Annotated in this window: 16 protein-coding genes, 1 tRNA gene and 1 pseudogene; 5 read left to right on the plus strand and 13 right to left on the minus strand. The window is 63.3% G+C overall.

Annotated features, from left to right (window positions below; translation table 11 throughout):
* Positions 1–122: 122 nt before the first annotated feature.
* Positions 123–287 (minus strand): annotated as a pseudogene (locus ASD80_RS18525) (4-carboxy-4-hydroxy-2-oxoadipate aldolase/oxaloacetate decarboxylase); the annotation flags it as partial.
* A gap of 283 nt (positions 288–570) precedes the next feature.
* Here ASD80_RS18525 and rraA point away from each other — a divergent pair.
* Positions 571–1,065: a ribonuclease E activity regulator RraA gene (rraA, locus tag ASD80_RS12375; RefSeq protein WP_056233225.1), complete on the plus strand. Its 495-nt coding sequence runs from the start codon at positions 571–573 to the stop codon at positions 1,063–1,065.
* The gene (locus ASD80_RS12380) at positions 1,062–1,796 is read left to right on the plus strand and encodes a class II aldolase/adducin family protein (protein WP_082555248.1); all 735 of its coding nucleotides are present in this window, start codon (positions 1,062–1,064) and stop codon (positions 1,794–1,796) included. Before rraA ends, ASD80_RS12380 begins: the two co-directional genes overlap by 4 nt.
* Before the next feature lie 19 nt (positions 1,797–1,815).
* Here the strand turns inward: ASD80_RS12380 and ASD80_RS12385 are convergent, their stop codons facing one another.
* The 3 genes from ASD80_RS12385 to ASD80_RS12395 are packed head-to-tail and all read right to left on the minus strand — an operon-like array spanning position 1,816 to position 3,958.
* A complete protein-coding gene (locus tag ASD80_RS12385; protein WP_244488996.1) occupies positions 1,816–2,559 on the minus strand; it encodes a hypothetical protein in 744 nt (247 codons plus the stop codon).
* Positions 2,560–2,569: 10 nt separating this feature from the next.
* Positions 2,570–3,760 (minus strand): NAD(P)/FAD-dependent oxidoreductase, encoded by a 1,191-nt coding sequence (locus ASD80_RS12390; protein ID WP_056233228.1) that lies wholly within the window; start codon positions 3,758–3,760, stop codon positions 2,570–2,572.
* 3 nt (positions 3,761–3,763) lie between these two features.
* Complete coding sequence (locus ASD80_RS12395) at positions 3,764–3,958, minus strand: rubredoxin (RefSeq protein WP_056233230.1); 195 nt, start codon at positions 3,956–3,958, stop codon at positions 3,764–3,766.
* Between the two features lie 111 nt (positions 3,959–4,069).
* Between ASD80_RS12395 and ASD80_RS12400 the strand changes: the two genes are divergently transcribed.
* The gene (locus ASD80_RS12400; protein WP_056233232.1) at positions 4,070–4,981 is read left to right on the plus strand and encodes a LysR family transcriptional regulator; all 912 of its coding nucleotides are present in this window, start codon (positions 4,070–4,072) and stop codon (positions 4,979–4,981) included.
* Here the strand turns inward: ASD80_RS12400 and ASD80_RS12405 are convergent.
* From ASD80_RS12405 to ASD80_RS12450, 9 genes are all read right to left on the minus strand, one after another.
* A complete protein-coding gene (locus ASD80_RS12405; RefSeq protein WP_056233234.1) occupies positions 4,978–6,246 on the minus strand; it encodes an MFS transporter in 1,269 nt (422 codons plus the stop codon). The two genes, ASD80_RS12400 and ASD80_RS12405, sit on opposite strands and share 4 nt — an antisense overlap.
* A complete protein-coding gene (locus ASD80_RS12410) occupies positions 6,243–7,214 on the minus strand; it encodes a D-2-hydroxyacid dehydrogenase family protein (RefSeq protein WP_056233237.1) in 972 nt (323 codons plus the stop codon). The genes ASD80_RS12405 and ASD80_RS12410 overlap by 4 nt, the downstream gene beginning before the upstream one ends.
* A gap of 54 nt (positions 7,215–7,268) precedes the next feature.
* A complete protein-coding gene (locus tag ASD80_RS12415) occupies positions 7,269–8,933 on the minus strand; it encodes a peptide ABC transporter substrate-binding protein (protein ID WP_244488997.1) in 1,665 nt (554 codons plus the stop codon).
* Positions 8,934–8,974: 41 nt separating this feature from the next.
* Positions 8,975–9,913 carry an ABC transporter permease gene (locus ASD80_RS12420; RefSeq protein WP_056233241.1) on the minus strand — a complete coding sequence of 313 codons (939 nt, stop codon included), beginning with the start codon at positions 9,911–9,913 and terminating at the stop codon, positions 8,975–8,977.
* Positions 9,910–10,863 (minus strand): ABC transporter permease, encoded by a 954-nt coding sequence (locus tag ASD80_RS12425; RefSeq protein ID WP_056233243.1) that lies wholly within the window; start codon positions 10,861–10,863, stop codon positions 9,910–9,912. The genes ASD80_RS12420 and ASD80_RS12425 overlap by 4 nt, the downstream gene beginning before the upstream one ends.
* A 3-nt stretch (positions 10,864–10,866) precedes the next feature.
* A complete protein-coding gene (locus tag ASD80_RS12430) occupies positions 10,867–11,814 on the minus strand; it encodes an ABC transporter ATP-binding protein (protein WP_413813375.1) in 948 nt (315 codons plus the stop codon).
* The gene (locus ASD80_RS12435; RefSeq protein WP_082555249.1) at positions 11,811–12,830 is read right to left on the minus strand and encodes an ABC transporter ATP-binding protein; all 1,020 of its coding nucleotides are present in this window, start codon (positions 12,828–12,830) and stop codon (positions 11,811–11,813) included. The genes ASD80_RS12430 and ASD80_RS12435 overlap by 4 nt, the downstream gene beginning before the upstream one ends.
* 75 nt (positions 12,831–12,905) lie before the next feature.
* Positions 12,906–14,303 carry a CapA family protein gene (locus tag ASD80_RS12440; protein WP_056233250.1) on the minus strand — a complete coding sequence of 466 codons (1,398 nt, stop codon included), beginning with the start codon at positions 14,301–14,303 and terminating at the stop codon, positions 12,906–12,908.
* Between the two features lie 434 nt (positions 14,304–14,737).
* Positions 14,738–14,827, minus strand: a tRNA-Ser gene (locus tag ASD80_RS12450).
* A gap of 276 nt (positions 14,828–15,103) precedes the next feature.
* Here ASD80_RS12450 and ASD80_RS12455 point away from each other — a divergent pair.
* Together ASD80_RS12455 and ASD80_RS12460 are read left to right on the plus strand one after the other, a co-directional pair.
* A complete protein-coding gene (locus tag ASD80_RS12455) occupies positions 15,104–15,877 on the plus strand; it encodes an MBL fold metallo-hydrolase (protein WP_056233253.1) in 774 nt (257 codons plus the stop codon).
* A 227-nt stretch (positions 15,878–16,104) separates the two neighbouring features.
* Complete coding sequence (locus ASD80_RS12460; protein ID WP_056233255.1) at positions 16,105–16,860, plus strand: 50S ribosomal protein L21; 756 nt, start codon at positions 16,105–16,107, stop codon at positions 16,858–16,860.
* Positions 16,861–16,864 lie beyond the last annotated feature (4 nt).

Below are 16,864 nucleotides of genomic sequence, written 5' to 3' on the forward strand. Positions count from 1 at the left end.
GAGGTTCCACAAGTGCCGAGTTCGCGGAAGCCACGACACCCCCTCCCTAGCCCTCCCCTCCGGGGAGGGGACTGCATCGGGGCTTTCCGGATTCGTTGACGAAAGCTGAAGGCCGGCTGATGCTACACATATTTCAGCCCCTTCGCCGCCAGTTTCTCGCGCATCTGGTAGATGTCGAGGCCCAGTTCCCCGGCAGCCAGCCGCTGGCGCTTGCCTTCCTCGGCGGCCATGCGGGCTTCGGCCTTTTCGGCCACCGCCTCGGCTTCCTCGCGGCGCACCACGCAGACATGGGCAGGATGTCGTGGCAGGGTTCGCCCAATGTTGAAATCCTCGTCCAGGTCGTCATCTGTCGCGTTGCCGCCTCACGGTCCTGCGTAACCCGCCGGCGTGTCGCAACGGAAATTCGAAGCGGCGGGAATGTTATAAGATTTAGCTATTGAGGCACATGCGCGGCAGGCGTCGGGCCGTATTCCAGCCTGCTAGCGCATATTGATATAAGTGATAGCCCACATAGGCATTGGCGCCCTCTCGAGCTCGGCTTTAGGCTGAAGCGAACGATGGGAGGACCATTTGAAATCGACATGCGAGCTCTATGACGACCATCTCGAAGATGTTGGCACATTGCCGCCGGCGCTTCGCCATTTTGGCGGGCGCCCTCGCTTCCACGGCCGCGTGGAGACGGTCAAATGCTTCGAGGACAATTCCAAGGTAAAGGCGCTGGCGGAAGGCCCCGGCGAGGGCCGCGTCATGGTCGTCGATGCCGGCGCATCGACACGCCACGCCCTGGTCGGAGACCTCGTCGCGGGCGCCGCGCAACGCAACGGCTGGGCCGGCATCATTGTCATGGGCGCGGTGCGCGACAGCGCCGCCCTCAGGAAAATGGATTTCGGCATACTGGCCTTGGCCACCACGCCGCGAAAATCGGTGCGGAACAATGAGGGCCAGGTCGGCTTGCCGGTTCGCATCGGCGACGTGCGGATCGACAGTGGCGACTATATCGTCGCCGACGAGGACGGCGCCCTGTGCTTCCCCAGGAGCGGCCCCCTTCCGATGATCGACGCATGATCACCAACGCCGTTCAGTTGAGGCCCGTCCTTGCCGACCTCGCTGCCGCAAGCCGTATTCTTGCGGCCCGTGGCGTAGTCGATGGTTTCGGGCACGTGTCCATGCGCCATCCCGATCGTCCGGATCGCTTCCTGTTGTCGCGATCCCTGGCGCCCGCCATGGTGACGCCTGACGACATCGTCGAATATGGCCTGGACGGGGAGGCGATCGAGACCGATGCGCCCAAGGGTTTCCTCGAGCGCTATATTCATTCCAGCATCTATGCCGCGCGCCCGGATATTGCCGGTGTGGTGCATAGCCATTCGCCGTCGATGATCCCGTTCGGCCTGGTCGACGTGCCGTTCGACGCCATGTTCCACAACGCCGCCTTCCTGGGCGGCGGCGCACCTTGCTTCGATATCGCAGAGGGGTTCGGGGCAACCGACATGCTGATCTGCGATTGTGCCAAGGGGGACGCCCTGGCCGGCAGGCTTGGCAGCCACGATGTGTGCCTCATGCGCGGGCATGGCTCCGTCGCCTGCGGGCCGACCCTGCAGATCGCCGTGTTCCGGGCCGTCTATGCCGAGGTCAATGCCCGCATCAAGACGCAGGCCGTGACTCTGGCCGGCGGTGCGCCGGTTGTCGGGCTTTCGGTCGGGGAAGCCGCGTTCGCCGATGGTCCCAATCGCACCGCCGGCATGCGGGCATGGGATCTTTGGCGCCACGAGATACGCGAGGTGACCGGCTGGTGAGCCGGTCATACCTTCCGATCTAGATGGACTTCATCCATTCACTTTCCGCCGGGTAGCGCGTCACCAGCACTTCGGCGCCACCGGGGCCGGCGGTCAACACCGGCGGCGCCTCGTCGGCGCGCACGAAGAGCAGGCTGTATTTGTCCAGCGCGTGGCCGTCATGGATAATGGAGCCATTGAGAACGAGCAGGTACTCCCCGCCTGACTCGCCGGTGTCGGGAGCCGGAGCCTGCATGTTCGGGCCCATCCGCACCATCTTGACGGCGATGCCCTCGTCATCGTCCTGCGCGTCGAGCGCATCCTCGATGACGACTTCGGTTCGGTCGGCCAGAACCGGCTCGTTGGACAGGATGATCTTCCGGGACATCCTGTGCCGACGCTTGGTGGGCTGCAGCTTTTCGCGGACATGCGGTTCGCGGAGGAAGTTGAGCCCGGCATCGGTCTTTGAGCGCAGCGTGAAATAGGTCATCCCGTAGGGGCTGGCGACGAGCGGGCCATAGCCGGTGTGGTGATCGGCGTAATGTACGACGATCGGGCCGACCGAGTCGCGCCCGATGGTCCCATCACCTTCGACGAACACCTGGAACTGGTCGACGATATGGAAATGAGCATCCAGCGTCTGGTTGGCATTGAAATCCAGGCGGAATGCCTGCAATTCGGGGCTGGATACGTTGGAATTGGCGCCGAACAAGTTGATCTTCCAGGATTGGCCGCGGCGAAAACGCGACCCGGCCTTTTCCGCGTAGTTACTGACCTGCACCATGTTGTCCTCCTCACATATTCCTATGCAGCCGTGCTGCGACTTCGGCCAGACGGACCGCTTCAAGCACCTTGAGCGCCGCCCGATAGGCGTTGGGGGCATCAACGGCAAAACAGCCTCGTGCCACGCCATCCACCTGACCAAGCACGCATAGCCCGCCGTCTTCGGCGGCTTGACCGACGAGAATCATCTCGGGGCCGAGCTGGCCGGCGGTTTGCAGCCGTACGGGACCTTGATGGGACCAGTAGCGGGGAATGGGCAGGTCACCCGCCCCCTGTCCCAAGATCGCCCTCGCCACCAGGCGAGCCTGTTCCGTGGCCGGCTGTACGCCCTCGAAGCGTTGCCCGATGCCTGCGAGGGCGCCCCAGTCGGCGCAATCGCCGATGGCCCATACGGCCGGGTCGCTGGTCCGGCCGCTACCGGTGACCGCAATCCCATTGCCGCAATCCAGCCCGGCCGCCCGGGCCATGGCGGTTCTTGGCAAGGTGCCGATGGCAGCGAGAACCATGTCGAAGCGGTTTGCGTCACGGCCCTCAACCTCGACCGTATAGCCGGTCTCGTCGCCGGCTATCCTGGTGAGATGGGCCGACATGCTGATTTCGATGCCGGCGGCGCGATGCTTATCGAGCAGGAATCGGGACAGGTCCGGCGGAACGACCCGGCCAAGCAGGTTGGGCGCGGCTTCGAATACGGCGACGGCGCGACCCATTCCGCGGGCGAGGGCGGCGACTTCAAGACCGATCAGCCCGCCGCCGACGACCGCGACCGACCGCGCCATGCCCAACTGCCGGTGCAGCAGATGGGCATCGTCCATCGATCGCAGGTATAGCGGAGGCACGCCGCTCACCAGTGCCGGCGGCAGGTTCCGAGGCTGGCCACCGATAGCCAGCACGAGATGGTCATAGGCAAGGGTTTCGCCGTCAGCCAGGCGCACTTCCTTGTTGCCGCGGGCGATGTCGGCGACTTCGGCGCCCAGCCGAAGATCGACAGTGTTGTCGCTGTAGAAGACATCGGCCTTGAGGTTTTTCCGCTCGCTCGCCAGTTGCAGGTAGTCGGCCGCCTTGGACATCAATGGACGCTGATAGGGCGCGTGCGTCTCGGCCGATAGCAGGACGAGATCACCGGCAAAGCCCTGCCGCCGCAACGCGTCGGCGGCGGCCACACCGGCATGAGAGGCACCTGCGATGACGATCCGGTCAGCCATGGCTTATCCGACGACCCGCATGTCGAATTCGCTCTTGGCGGCATTGCATTCCGGGCAGGACCAATCGTCCGGAATATCTTCCCAGCGTGTGCCGGGCGCTATGCCGCTGTCGGGGTCGCCGTCCGCCTCATTGTACTGGAACCCGCACAAGACGCATTCCCAGATGCGATAGGGCTGGTTGTCGGCAGCATTTTCCATTTTCAACCTCCCTTGCCGGTTCTGCACTTTGTTAGCAGCCATCGTTCTGCTATAACAATAGTAGCACAAGCGATAACAGCCATATCGTTTTGCTATAGGAACCGCAGCGCCATGGATATCCGTCAGCTCAAGTACTTCGTCCGCGTCGCCGAGCTCGGCAGCTTCAGCAAGGCCGCGGCCTTCCTGAAGATCGCCCAACCGGCGCTCAGCCGGCAAATCCGCAATCTCGAACTGGAACATAAGGAAGCATTGCTCATCCGAAACGGGCGGGGCGTCGAGCCCACCGACGCCGGAAACCGGCTGCTCGAACATGCGCGGGGCATGCTCCGGCTGATGGACCGCGCCTATGAGGACATGGAAAATTCCCGCACCGGCAAGCTCGGGCGCGTCACCATCGGCATGCCGGCAACACTGTCGGTGATTATCGCCACGCCGCTGGTCCGCAAGTTGCGCGAACACATGCCGGACGCCAAGATCACCCTAGCTCACGGGCGGTCCTCCCAATTGCAGGAATGGCTGCTTGGCGGAACGCTGGACATGGCCCTGGTTCTCGATGCGCCTGCCACCCCGATGCTGGAAATCCACCCTATCTCGGTGGACAGCCTGGGTTTGATGGGCACCATGGAAATGCTGGGCAGCACCGACCCCATCCCCATGCGGGATCTGGCGCATATACCCATGATCATCCAGAGCCGCCCCAACAAGATCCGTGTCATGGTCGATACGGTTCTGGCGCAGGTGGGCGAGCAGATGGAGGTGGTGCTGGAAAGCGACTCACATGAAACCAGCTTCCACATGGCGCAGGAAGGCATGGGGGCCACGATCCATACGATGCGCTTCCAGCGCAGCATACCGGCTGCGGCCGACTTGGTGTTTCGCCGCATCGTCGAGCCTGAAGTGGTGATGAAAAGCCAGATCATCCTGCCCGCGCGCCGCCCTATCAGCCGGCTGCAGGATGAAGCCTTCGACATATTCCGCGATATCTGCCGGACGCTGCTGCGCGAGCCCAATGCCGGTTCTTAATCCTGCGGCGTATCGATATGTGGAATACCGCGCAGACTGATCATGACCGCGATGACCGACATGATGACGAGACCGGCCGTGGCCAGGATTGGCGGCATCGGGCCGACACGGTCGAAAGCCCAGCCAGTTGCGAGGGCACCCAGTGCGGGGCTGCCACGCGAGATAAGGCCATGGACGCTGAGTACCCGGCCCCGCATCAGGTCCGGCGCTCGTAGCTGGACAAAGGTTTGCGTGCCGATGACGCCGCTGGTCACCGCATAGCCCACCACCGCTACCAGGGCGACGTCCAGCCACGGACTGGTACTCACCGACAGCACGGCGAGTGCCAGCGCTCCGAGACCCCATGACAGCGCCACGCGGCGCGCCATGGGCGCAAGGCTCGCCGACACACCGAAAGTGATGCCGGCGATGACCGCACCGACAGCCATGCCCGAGGTCAGAAAGGCGAGACCGCTGCTCCCCGCGCCAAAATTGCGCTCGGCGATAGCCGGGAACATGTCCTGGATGGCCCGCACGCCTGCACCACCCAGGAACAGCAGCCACAGCAGCCGGCTGATCCCGACATCTCGGAAGGCAAAGACCACACCCTCCCATATCTGGCTCCAGACCGAGCCCGTCCGCGGTCGGGCCGGCTCCAGCGCGACCCGCAACATCTGCAACAGCGTCGCAAAGATCAGTGTCAGGGCGGCATTGACGAGGAACACCCAGGCGACCGGCATATGCACCATCATGATGCCGGCAATGGCGGGGCCGGTGATGCGGGCGAGGTTGACGTTGACCGAACTCAGCGCAACCGCCGTCCCGACATCGGCCCGCTGCACCAGGTTTTGCACCAGGGCCATGCGCGCCGGCTGGTTGATGGCGATGAAACAGCCATTGGCGACGGTGAGGGCCAGCAGGATGCCCAGATGCAATTGCCCCGCGATCAGCAGGACGCCGTAGAGGGCGGCGATCGTGGCCAGCACATACTGGCTGAACCGCGTCTGCTTGAGCCGGTCCCAGCGGTCGGCGGCGACGCCGGCAAAGGGGCCAACGAAGAGAATGGGCAGCATATCCGCCGTGGCGAAGATGCCCAGCCAGAAGCCGGAGCCGGTCATTTGCCAGACCAGCCAAAGCAGGGCGACGCGCTGCATCCACGAGCCGGTCAGCGAAATGCCGTTGCCCAGGGTGTAAAGTCCGAAATTGGCCTGGGTCAGAACGCGAATCTGCCGGGTCTGGAGCAGACGACCGAGCGGGCCGCGAGGCCCGGCGCCGGGAGTGTTCATCGGCGTTTCACGCCGTTCACCACGTCGATCGGCTTGCCGTCGAGGAAGGCCTCGATGGCAAGAACCGCATCGCCGTAATAGACCTGCAGCATGTCGCGGGTGAAGTAGCCCAGATGCGGGGTCAGAACCACATTGTCGAGGCTCCGCAAAGGGTGGTCGGCGGCCAGGGGCTCCTGCCAATACACATCGAGCGCCGCGCCGGCGATGCTCCTGGCCCGCAGAGTCGCAACGAGTGCCTGTTCGTCGATGATCGGTCCGCGCGCGGTGTTGATCAGGAAGGCCGAGGGCTTCATCAATGCCAGTTCCGGCGCACCCACCAGCCCCGTCGTTCGTTCACTCCAGGCCACGTGAATGGTGATGAAATCGCTCTCGGCGAACAGCGCTTCTCTGGACACGTAGCGCGCGCCGCCCGCCTCGGCCTTTTCCGGCGTCAGGTTCTGGCTCCACGCGACCACGTCCATGCCGAAAAACGCACCGCCCCTGGCGATCTGCTGGCCGAGGCCGCCCAGGCCAAGGATGCCGAGGCGTTTGCCCTTGAGCGTGGTGCCCATGGCGTGCTGCCACTCGCCATGTCGCATCAGGCGGTCTTCGCGGGGAATGTTGCGGGCCAGGGACAGCATCAGGCCCCAGACCAGTTCGGCCACCGCGCCGCCGCCACGGCCATCGACCCTGGTATTGGAAACGGCAATGCCACGCTCGGCCGCCGCTTCGGCGTCGATCTGGTCGAAGCGCTTGCCGGTGACGAGAATGTACTTGAGCCGGGGCAGTTGCCCGATCAGCATCCTTGAAATGGGCATGCGCTCGCGCAAGGTGCAGAGGATATCGAAATCGGCCAATGCGGCCGCGGCGCGCTCCTGCGTGCCAAGGGGCTCGTCGAAGACGACGATTTCGGCCCTTGCGGCAATGGACGACCAGTCCGCGACCTGCTGCGAAACACGCAGATAGTCGTCGAGCACAGCGATACGCATGGAAATCTTTCAAGGGGAAGTGGGTGGCGGCGCGAACCGCCACCCAGGCCGGCGTTAGTTGAGCACCCACTCTTCGGCCCAGGTCATTTCCGGGTCGAACGAGCTGGCTTCGAGTTGCAGGTTGACCGGCGCCACCCAGGCCGACGTGTAGAAGTAGAGCGGCAGCATCGGCAGGTCTTCGGCGAAGATGCGCTGGACCTCGGCCCAGCCGGCGATGCGATCGGCACGCTCGAGCGAACCCTCAAGCGTATTGATGGCGGCATCCATCGCCTCGCTGGAATAGCCGGAGAAGTTGTTGCCGACCCAGGAGTTTTCTTCCGAGGGAATGGCGGATGTGCCAAGCGCGATGTTCGGTGAAGAGCCTAGCGAGAACTCGATCGACGACATGATCATGCCGGTAAACTGGCGTCGGCGGGCATAGTCGCCATTGTATTCCTGCAGGCCGGCAAACACGTTGTTGGTCTCGACGCAGATTTCCCGTAGCTGGCTCTGGATCACGAGCGCAATCTGCTCGCGCGTCGCATTGCCGGCCGTGGTCACGAATTCGAACGACAGGCGATCGCCGTTGTCATTGACACAGATGCCGTCGGGGCCAGGAGTCCATCCCGCTTCCGCCAGCAGCGTCTTGGCCGCTTCCGGATCATAGGCATAGGTCGCGATACCGGTTGTGTAGAACGGGCTAGCCTGGCTGTGCAGTCCGTTGGCGACGGGTTGCAGCCCACCGAACAGCGCGCCGGTAATGGCCTGGCGGTCGATGCCATGCAGCAGGGCCTTGCGAACATTGAGGTCGGCCAGGATCGGGTTGTCCAGGTTGAGCGCGATGCGCTCCAGGTTGTTGCCGTCCTCCACGACGTAGTTGTAGCGATCGGGCGCCTGGTTCCGCAGGTCGAGCATCTGCGAGAAGCTGATACCGCCCGGGCTGACCGGGACCAGCTGGATTTCGCCCGAAAGCACGTTCTGCATGAGCGCGGAATTATTGTCGCGATAGCTCATGATGATCCGCTCGATGTCGGGCACCATGCCCGGCCAATACGGGTTGGGCTCGAACGTAATGCGTGTGCCGATCTGGTAGTCGGTCAGGATGTAGGAGCCATTCCACAGGCCGGGATTGGTCGGCTCGCGGTTGTAGAGGGTCTGGCGAACATAGCTCTCGAGATCGCCGTTTGCCTCATAGATCGGCCGTTCGAGATGGGCCGGCAGTATCTGGTCCCAGGCGTTGAAGTTCTGCAGCACTTCCGGCAGGTGGATGATGACTGTGCGGTCATCGACCACTTCGATTTCCGAAGCGCGGGTCCACGGATTGTAGTTGGAGAAGCCGATATTTTCGTCGGTCGCCACCTGGTGGGTGAACACGATGTCGTCCGAGGTCACCGGCGTACCGTCGCCCCAGGAGGCACCCTCCATGATGGTCAGGCTAACACGCATCCCCTCGGTGCCGTCGCCATTGTCCACGATTTCGGCCAGGCCGTTTTCGATGGTCGGCACCTCCTCGCAGAGAACACAAACGACTTCGCCGCTGCTGTCGAAGGCCGTGATCGGCCGCAACGACAGGGTGATGAGATTGCGCTTGGTATTGTTGACCTGGATCAGCGGATGGAAATTGGTCAGGAACTGCAGCGCACCGACGACAAGCTGTTCGTCGTCGGCCTGTGCCATGACGGCCGGGGTCGTCAGCAAAGACGATGCCAGCAGGGCTGCCATCAGGGTCTTGGTCTTCATCATCTCGGTTTCCTCCCTTGAGATATCGTTGTCGGCTTCGGCTAGGATTTCGAGCGCGGATCGAAGGCGATACGGATGCCGTCGCCCACGAAATTGACGCTCATGACGGTCAGGAAAATCAGCAGGCCCGGATACACCGCCAGCGCCGGGGCGGAGATGATGAGCTGCTGCGCATTGGTGAGCATGTTGCCCCAGGTTGGGGTGGGTGGGACGATGCCGAAGCCCAGAAAGCTCAGCGTCGACTCGAACAGGATGATGCGGCCGACCGACAGGGTCATGGCGACGGTGATCGGCGTCGTGATGTTGGGCAGCACATGCACCATCATGTTGTAGAAGCGCCGCGCGCCGCTGACCTGTGCGGCCTTGACATATTCCTTCTGCCGCACGGCGATGGTTTCCGCGCGGGTGAGGCGGGCGATGGTGGTCCAGTCGACCAGCGCGATGATGATGACGATGCGCAGGAAAATCACCAGCGGCGAATTGGCCATGGCGGGCGCGAGCCCCAGCTTGCCCAGATCGACGGCGCCCAGCACGATCAGGACGGGCGTCATGGGCAGGGCAATGACACAGTCGGTGGCGCGCATCAGGAAAGCATCGATCCGCCCGCCCACGAAACCAGCCCAGAGGCCGACCGTGATGCCGATGATGGCCGTCAGCAGCGTCCCCAGGATGCCCACCGCCAGCGAGACCTGGCCGCCATACATGAGACGCAGCAGCACGTCGCGGCCCAGTTCGTCCGTTCCCAGCCAGTGTTCGGTCGATGGCGGCTGGAACCGGTAGAGCAAATTGGTCGTCGCCGGATCGACGCCCAGAAACTGGCCCAGCGGATAAGCCACGCCGCAAAGGACAGCGAGCACCACCAGGAAGCCAAGCGCAATGACGGCCGGCTTGTTCTTGAGGAAGCGGCGGCGGCGCAACTGCCAGATGGTCTGGCGCGGGGCCGATGGCAATCCGGCGATTTCGGCCTGGTTCATGCTCATTTCAACGAAATCCTGGGGTCGAGCCACGCATAGGCGAGGTCGGCGAGAAGGTTGGAGATGAGGGTGACAAGGGTCGCCAGCAGCAGGCCGATCAGCGCCAGGTTGAAATCGACGTAGCGGATGGCGTCGAAGATCATTTTCCCCATGCCGAGAACGCCGAAGATCGTCTCGACGACGAGCGAGCCGGAGAACAGTCCGCCGAAGCCCAGGGCCAGAACGGTCACCATGGGAATGAGGGCGTTGCGCAAAGCATGCCTGATGATGATCTGCGGCTCGGAAAGTCCCTTGGACCGCGCCGTGCGGACGAAGTCGGAACTGAGCGTCTCGATCATCGAGGCGCGCACGTAGCGCACCAGCGGCCCGACGAAAAACATCGTCAGCACCAGCACCGGCAGCACCAGGTGGCGAACCTCGAGCCAGATCGGCGGATTTGTTTCGAGCGGCGTGCCGCTGGCGGGCAGCCAGCCCAGCTGCACGGCGAACACGATGATCAGGATCAGCGACAGCCAGAAGTTCGGCAGCGAAATGCTGGCGAAGGCAAAAAAGCTGATGAGGTTGTCCATAAGGCCGCCCGGCCGGAGCGAAGCCAGCGAGCCCAGCAGCAAGGCCAGGGGCACCGACAGGACGAGCGTGGCCACCATGAGCTTGAGCGTCTGCCCCAGCGCCGGCCCGAGTACCTCGGCCACCGGGCGGAAATAGATGCTGGAATAGCCGAAATCACCCTGGACTGCTGCCGTGATCCAGTTCCAGTAGCGGACGGGAAGCGGCACGCCGGCACCGTAGAGTTCGCGAATCTGCGCTGCGGACGCAGCCGTCAGCGAGGGATTGCCCTCCAGCATATTGTCTACGGGGTCGCCCGGCATGAGGTTGATCAGCAGGAACAGCAGCACGGTCATGACCAGCAGCACGAGCACTGCCTGGCCTATCCGCGTGAGTGTGTATCGCAGCATGGCTCAATCCTTGAAATGACAGGCTGACATCTGGCCCGGACGTCCCGGAGCCGGCTCGAGCACCGGCACCGCCTCGCGGCAAACATCCTGGGCCTTCGGGCAGCGTGTGTGGAATACGCAGCCGGGCGGCGGCGCCAGTGGCGTCGGAATTTCGCCCTTGAGCGACTGTCCAGGCTGCCGGCGTCCCCGGCCGATCCGCGGCACCGACCGCATCAGGGCCTGGGTATAGGGATGGCTGGGCGTCGCAAACAGGTGTTCACGCGATGCGATCTCCATGATGCGGCCGAGATAGAGCACGATGACGCGGTCGGCGAGATGATGCACCACGCCGAGATCGTGGCTGATGAACAGGTAGCTGATCGACCGTTCGCGCTTGATCTTGTTGAGAAGATTGAGCACCTGGCTCTGGATCGAGACGTCGAGCGCCGACAGCGGCTCGTCCGCCACGATCAGCTTGGGATCGGCAATCAGGGCGCGGGCGATAGCAATGCGCTGCCGTTGCCCGCCGGAAAACTCGTGTGGATAGCGCTGCGCACTTTCCGCGTTGAGCCCGACCTGGCCGAGTACAGTCTCGGCGCGCTCCTGGCGCTCCTTGTTGGGCACGCCAGCCAGACGCAGCGGTTCGGCCACGATGTCGCCCACCATCATGCGTGGATCGAGCGCCGAAAACGGGTCCTGGAACACCAGTTGGACCGGGCGATCTTCAACCGCCCCCGACAGGGCCTCGCCGAAGCGGATATGCCCCGAGCTCGGGGTCAGCAATCCCGAAATGGCATAGCCGAGCGTGGTCTTGCCGCTGCCGCTCTCCCCGACAATGGCCAGGGTCTCCCCCTCTTCAACCGTAAACGAAACATCGGTCAGGGCGTGGAGCGTCAGCGGCTTCCTGAACAGGCCGCCGCCGATGGGAAACCTGAGGTTGAGATCCTGAACGTCGAGCAGCGCAGCCATCAATTCACCTTGTGGCAGGCCACATAGTGGCGTGGAGCGACTTCGCGAAGCGCGGGCTCCGCCTGGCGGCATCCCGCGTCCGCAAGCGGACAGCGATTTGAAAAGCGGCAGCCGGGCGGACGTTTGCCGCCTATCGTGCCGGGAATGGTGTAAAGGTCGGAGCCCGGCTGGCCCATTTCGGGCAGCGTCTTGATGAGACCCTGCGTATAGGGATGGAGCGGATTGGCGAAAAGGTCGCCAACGCTGGCATATTCGACGATGCGACCGGAATACATCACCATGATGCGGTGGGCGATTTCGGACACCACCGCCAGGTTGTGGCTGATGAACTGGATGGCGGTGCCGTGCTGCTCCTGCAATTCGAGCATCAGGTCCAGGATTTGCGCCTGTACCGTCACATCCAGCGCGGTGGTCGGCTCGTCTGCGACCAGCAGCTTTGGCCGGCAGGCCAGCGCCATGGCGATCATGGCGCGCTGGCGCATGCCGCCCGACAATTGGTGCGGATAGTCCTGGGCGCGGCGCTCCGGCGACGGGATGTGGACGCTGGCCAGCAACTGGACAGCTCTGGAAAAGCCATCCCTCTTGCTCATGCCCTCGTGCCGGACCAGCACCTCCGCGATCTGGTCGCCAACGCGCATGACCGGATTCATCGCCGTCATTGGCTCCTGGAACACCATGGCCGCGTCACGGCCGCGATGACTGCGCCACGCCCTGGCGGAGAGCTTGGTCAGGTCCCGCCCGTCGAACCAGATGGCGCCGTCGACCTGGGCAGCCGGCGGCAGCAGCCCCATGAGGGCCAGCGAGGTCATGGTCTTGCCGCAGCCGCTCTCGCCCACCACCCCAAGGGCCTCCCCGGCGCCGATCTCATAGGAAATCGAACTGACGACTTCCGCCTCGCGCCCCACAGCCGCCGGGAACGCAATGGTAAGATCCTGGACTCGCAGCAACGGCGTCGCCGCTCCCGACGCCTGGGAATGGGCATCTTGGATTTCCGCAACTGACGCGGGGGCGGCGATCATCATGCCTTCTCCTCACCTCGAGTGGGTCGCGCGCCGGTCTTCCGGTGCCCGAATTCCAGTCCGGGTGTTTTGCCGTTAGGCCGACTTTGCGATCTGCGGGGCCGAAGACAAATCGATCGTCCCGACACCGTCATTGATTTCGACTGTAGTGCCGTAAAGCGCCGACAGCTTCTGGAAGCGGCCGAGGATGCGGACGGCGTCCTCCCCTTGCGACAGCATCGGACGCCCTTCGGTGAACGCATGGTCGCCGGTGCCGGTCTGGCGGGTGACCCTGGCTTCCTTGGTGGTCTCACGACCCATCTCCACGGGATGCAGATGCAGCCGCTTGAGTTGATGATCTTCCATCTCGAGCTTGATGAGGGCGGAACTCCACCAAGTGTCCGATGGCGTATCCAGGCCCGGATGCAGGGGATGGTCGGCCGGCGTCAGCGTCGGCAGGCGGTCGACATCGTGACCCCAGGCATCGTAGCTGTCATAGGGCACGCGCTGGATGAATTCCGACTGGGCGAAGAAGTTGCCGATGCCATAGATGATGGGCTTGCCCTTGTAGATCTCGATGCCAAGCGTCTTGTGCCAGCCATGACCGACATAGATATCGGCCCCGGCATCGATCGCCGCGCGGGCGAATTCCTGCACGAATTTGGGCGGCGTGTCGCCGCGCGGACCATCGGAGACGCTGAAGTGATGCGCAACGATGACGAGGTCGGCCATGGTGCGCGCTTCGTTGATGGAACGCTTGTTGCGGTCCAGATCGCGCTTGTTGCAGCGGCTGTTGATCTCGAACGCATCGCCAACCACAAATGTATTGACCTCCCCCCATTGCTGGGTGCCGGGCAGCAGAATACCGAAAGCGCCTGGCTTGTCGCTCTTGGTCGGCTTGGAGACGCGGAGGTTTTCGCCCAGTTGCTTGAGTTGGCTGGCCGTGGGCTCATCGACGACGAATTCATACTCGATGCGAACCGGGTTCACCCCGGGCCGGCCGCGCAATCCGCCTTTGGGCAAGCCTGCCCACATGAAATGCTGATTACCGGAACTCGCCGACACCAGCGCCACCCGGCCCTTGGGCTTTTCGACATAGGCCGGCTCGCTCGCCAGTTCGAGATCGAGGCCGGTGCCTGCCGTGGCGATACCGGCGTCGCGGCAATGCTTCTTGGTGGCCAGCAGCCCCTCGGGACCAAAATCGAAGCTGTGATTATGCGCCGTGGACATGAGGTCCATCCCGGCCGCCTTGAGGTCCGCGGCAATCTTGGGGTCGGCCATCATGAAGCTGCCGATGCCCTGCCCGCGAGCCGGCCAGCGCAATTCTTCGTAGTCGGCGAAGTTCATCTCCAGGTGACCGTAGGTCACGTCCGTATCGCGCAGCAGCTCGATCACGCCCGCGAATTCCGGGCTGTCATCCTGGTGCACCATAAACGGCCGGCAGACCATGCACTCGCCGGCAAGTGCCACATTCCAGGTTTTGCTTGTGGTCATAAAATGCTCCTCGACCGATGTGAGCGGCTCACCCGCCGTTCTGTGCTCCAACATTCCGGCAGCAAGGCAGCTATTACAATTCCCTTTGAATCTCTTTCAGTTATAGCAAACCGGCATAGGCAAAAGCCTCTGAATCCAGTATTCGACGCAGGCCTTCCTGCCCTCTGATACCTTGCTTTCACATATGGCGCCCGGGGCAGGCACCGGCATGGCTAAAGTGGCGAGGTGGGTATCTTCAGCGTCAAAGGGTCCATCTCGATTGGCGAGGACGGGATCGAGGTCCTCCTCCCACTGTCATTGACGGACGAAAGGTCAGCGACGACGAGGCGGCTGAGCACTCCCGTCAAACGAGCCAGCACCCTGTCTTGCACCAGGTCAGGCGGCAGATGCCCTACTCTAAGCATCTGAATTTTCGGAGAAAAGCAGCGAGTGAATGGCGGAGAGAGAGGGATTCGAACCCCCGATAGAGTTGCCCCTATGCCGCATTTCGAGTGCGGTGCATTCAACCACTCTGCCATCTCTCCGCGAGATCGAAACGGACACCCTGGCGGATGCCGGCTGGTCGATACGGGCGGCTTATGACATAGCAATAAAAGACCCGCAACACCCCTTGTGGGCTTTCATTCCGCTTTGGTCGCATACCACGCTTCTTGTCGACGGCGCGCAGCAGGATGCCGATATGCCGGGCGGAGCATCGACATGACGGGGCTGCACCGACGCCGGCCGGCCCGGCTTGCCCACGGATCGTCACGATTTCGTGCGATATTGAGGAACGCAAAGCCGAGCACAGGAGAAATTCGATGACAAAGCGTCGCGACGTGATTGCCGGCATGGCAAGCCTGCCACTGCTGTCTCTGGGGACCGCCTCATTCATGCCGGTCTGGGCACAGGAGCAGGCAGCCCTGGATGGCGACGCCATTGCCACCGCCGATGGCGACATCATCGTCCACCCGGTCGACCATGCCAGCCTGGTGCTCGGCTTTGGCGGCGCGGTGATCTATGCCGATCCGGTCGGCGGCGCCGCGCTCTATGAGGGCCTGCCACCACCGACGGCCATTCTCGTCACCCACGGCCATGGCGACCATTTCGACGTGCCGACACTGGAAGCCATTGCCGGCTCGGCCCCCATCCTCACCAGCCAGGAAGTGTTCGACAAGCTGCCCGAAGCCCTCAAGGCCAATGCCACTGCCATCGCCAATGGCGAGGAAGCCAGCCTCGACGGCATCGCCGTCCGCGCCATTGCCGCCCACAATATCACCGAGGACCGCATGCAATATCATCCGGTGGGCGTGGGCAATGGCTATGTGCTGACGCTGGGCGGCAAGCAGGTCTATGTGGCCGGCGACACCGAGCCGACCGACGACATGCTGGCGCTGACGGACATCACCGTCGCCTTCCTGCCGATGAACCTGCCCTATACGATGACGCCCGAGCAGGCGGCTGAAGCAATCAACACCTTCAAACCGGCCGTGGTCTATCCCTATCACTATGGCGACAGCGACCTGGCCCCGCTGGATGCGGTGGGCGACCATACCGAAGTGCGGCTGCGCGATTGGTATTCGAACGGCGGCTGATACGACGTCGAACGCTTGACTCTTGGGGCATTTGCCTCGATAAGCGCCCCGGAATGTGCGCTGGCCCTGCTGGCGCGCTTTTCTTTGTTTGAAAACGCTGTTCGAGGCTGCCCGCCGGTTTGATCGCCGGCCGACTGTTCGAAGACCGCAGGGATCGGGGCTTTCCACCTGCGGCGCCACAGAGCGCGACACAATGGGACCGGGCGTTTGACGCTCCCGGTTAAGCTATGACTTTCGCCGTGATCAAGACCGGTGGCAAGCAGTACAAGGTTGCCGCCAACGACGTTCTCAAGATTGAAAAGCTCGATGCCGAAGCCGGCACCATCGTCACCTTCGACCAGGTGCTGATGGTTGGCGACACCATCGGTGCGCCGCTCGTCGAAGGCGCGCTCGTCGCTGCCGAACTGCTCGAGACCCGCAAGCAGAAGACGGTCATCATTCTCAAGAAGAACCGTCGCCACAATTATCGTCGCCGCAATGGCCACCGCCAGTTGCTGTCGACTGTGCGCATCACCGAAATCCTGACCGGCGGCGCCAAGCCGACCATCAAGGCCGCTGGCGTCGCGACCAAGACCGATGCCGTGACCGAGGCAAAGCCCGCCAAGGCCAAGGCTGAAACCAAGACCGCTGCCCCCAAGGCAAAGGCCGAGCCCAAGGCTGAAGCCGCGACCGAAGCCAAGGCCGCTGCGCCCAAGAAGGCCGCCAAGCCGGCCGCCGACTTCACCGATGACATCAAGCTCATCGGCGGCGTTGGTCCGGCGCTGGAAAAGAAGCTGAACGCCGCCGGCGTCACCAGCCTCACCCAGATCGCTGCCTGGAAGAAGGCCGATATCGCCAAGTTCGACGAAGATCTCGACCTGCGTGGCCGCGCCGAGCGTGACGAATGGGTTGCCCAGGCCAAGGATCTGGTGGCTGGCAAGCCCCCGCGGGCCAAGGTCGACCAGGAAGCCGTGGCCGACAAGGCCGAAGACAAGACGAAGTAAGGAG

The sequence above is a fragment of the Devosia sp. Root635 genome (genome assembly GCF_001427605.1).
Taxonomy (GTDB): domain Bacteria; phylum Pseudomonadota; class Alphaproteobacteria; order Rhizobiales; family Devosiaceae; genus Devosia.

What these genes read in the sequence shown, in the direction of transcription:
- ASD80_RS12380 (WP_082555248.1), top strand. Translation starts at nt 1,062, where the DNA reads ATGATCACCAACGCCGTTCAGTTGAGGCCCGTCCTTGCCGACCTCGCT.
- ASD80_RS12385 (WP_244488996.1), bottom strand. Translation starts at nt 2,559, where the DNA reads ATGGTGCAGGTCAGTAACTACGCGGAAAAGGCCGGGTCGCGTTTTCGC.
- ASD80_RS12390 (WP_056233228.1), bottom strand. Translation starts at nt 3,760, where the DNA reads ATGGCTGACCGGATCGTCATCGCAGGTGCCTCTCATGCCGGTGTGGCC.
- ASD80_RS12395 (WP_056233230.1), bottom strand. Translation starts at nt 3,958, where the DNA reads ATGGAAAATGCTGCCGACAACCAGCCCTATCGCATCTGGGAATGCGTC.
- ASD80_RS12400 (WP_056233232.1), top strand. Translation starts at nt 4,070, where the DNA reads ATGGATATCCGTCAGCTCAAGTACTTCGTCCGCGTCGCCGAGCTCGGC.
- ASD80_RS12405 (WP_056233234.1), bottom strand. Translation starts at nt 6,246, where the DNA reads ATGAACACTCCCGGCGCCGGGCCTCGCGGCCCGCTCGGTCGTCTGCTC.
- ASD80_RS12410 (WP_056233237.1), bottom strand. Translation starts at nt 7,214, where the DNA reads ATGCGTATCGCTGTGCTCGACGACTATCTGCGTGTTTCGCAGCAGGTC.
- ASD80_RS12415 (WP_244488997.1), bottom strand. Translation starts at nt 8,933, where the DNA reads ATGAAGACCAAGACCCTGATGGCAGCCCTGCTGGCATCGTCTTTGCTG.
- ASD80_RS12420 (WP_056233241.1), bottom strand. Translation starts at nt 9,913, where the DNA reads ATGAGCATGAACCAGGCCGAAATCGCCGGATTGCCATCGGCCCCGCGC.
- ASD80_RS12425 (WP_056233243.1), bottom strand. Translation starts at nt 10,863, where the DNA reads ATGCTGCGATACACACTCACGCGGATAGGCCAGGCAGTGCTCGTGCTG.
- ASD80_RS12435 (WP_082555249.1), bottom strand. Translation starts at nt 12,830, where the DNA reads ATGATCGCCGCCCCCGCGTCAGTTGCGGAAATCCAAGATGCCCATTCC.
- ASD80_RS12440 (WP_056233250.1), bottom strand. Translation starts at nt 14,303, where the DNA reads ATGACCACAAGCAAAACCTGGAATGTGGCACTTGCCGGCGAGTGCATG.
- ASD80_RS12455 (WP_056233253.1), top strand. Translation starts at nt 15,104, where the DNA reads ATGACAAAGCGTCGCGACGTGATTGCCGGCATGGCAAGCCTGCCACTG.
- ASD80_RS12460 (WP_056233255.1), top strand. Translation starts at nt 16,105, where the DNA reads ATGACTTTCGCCGTGATCAAGACCGGTGGCAAGCAGTACAAGGTTGCC.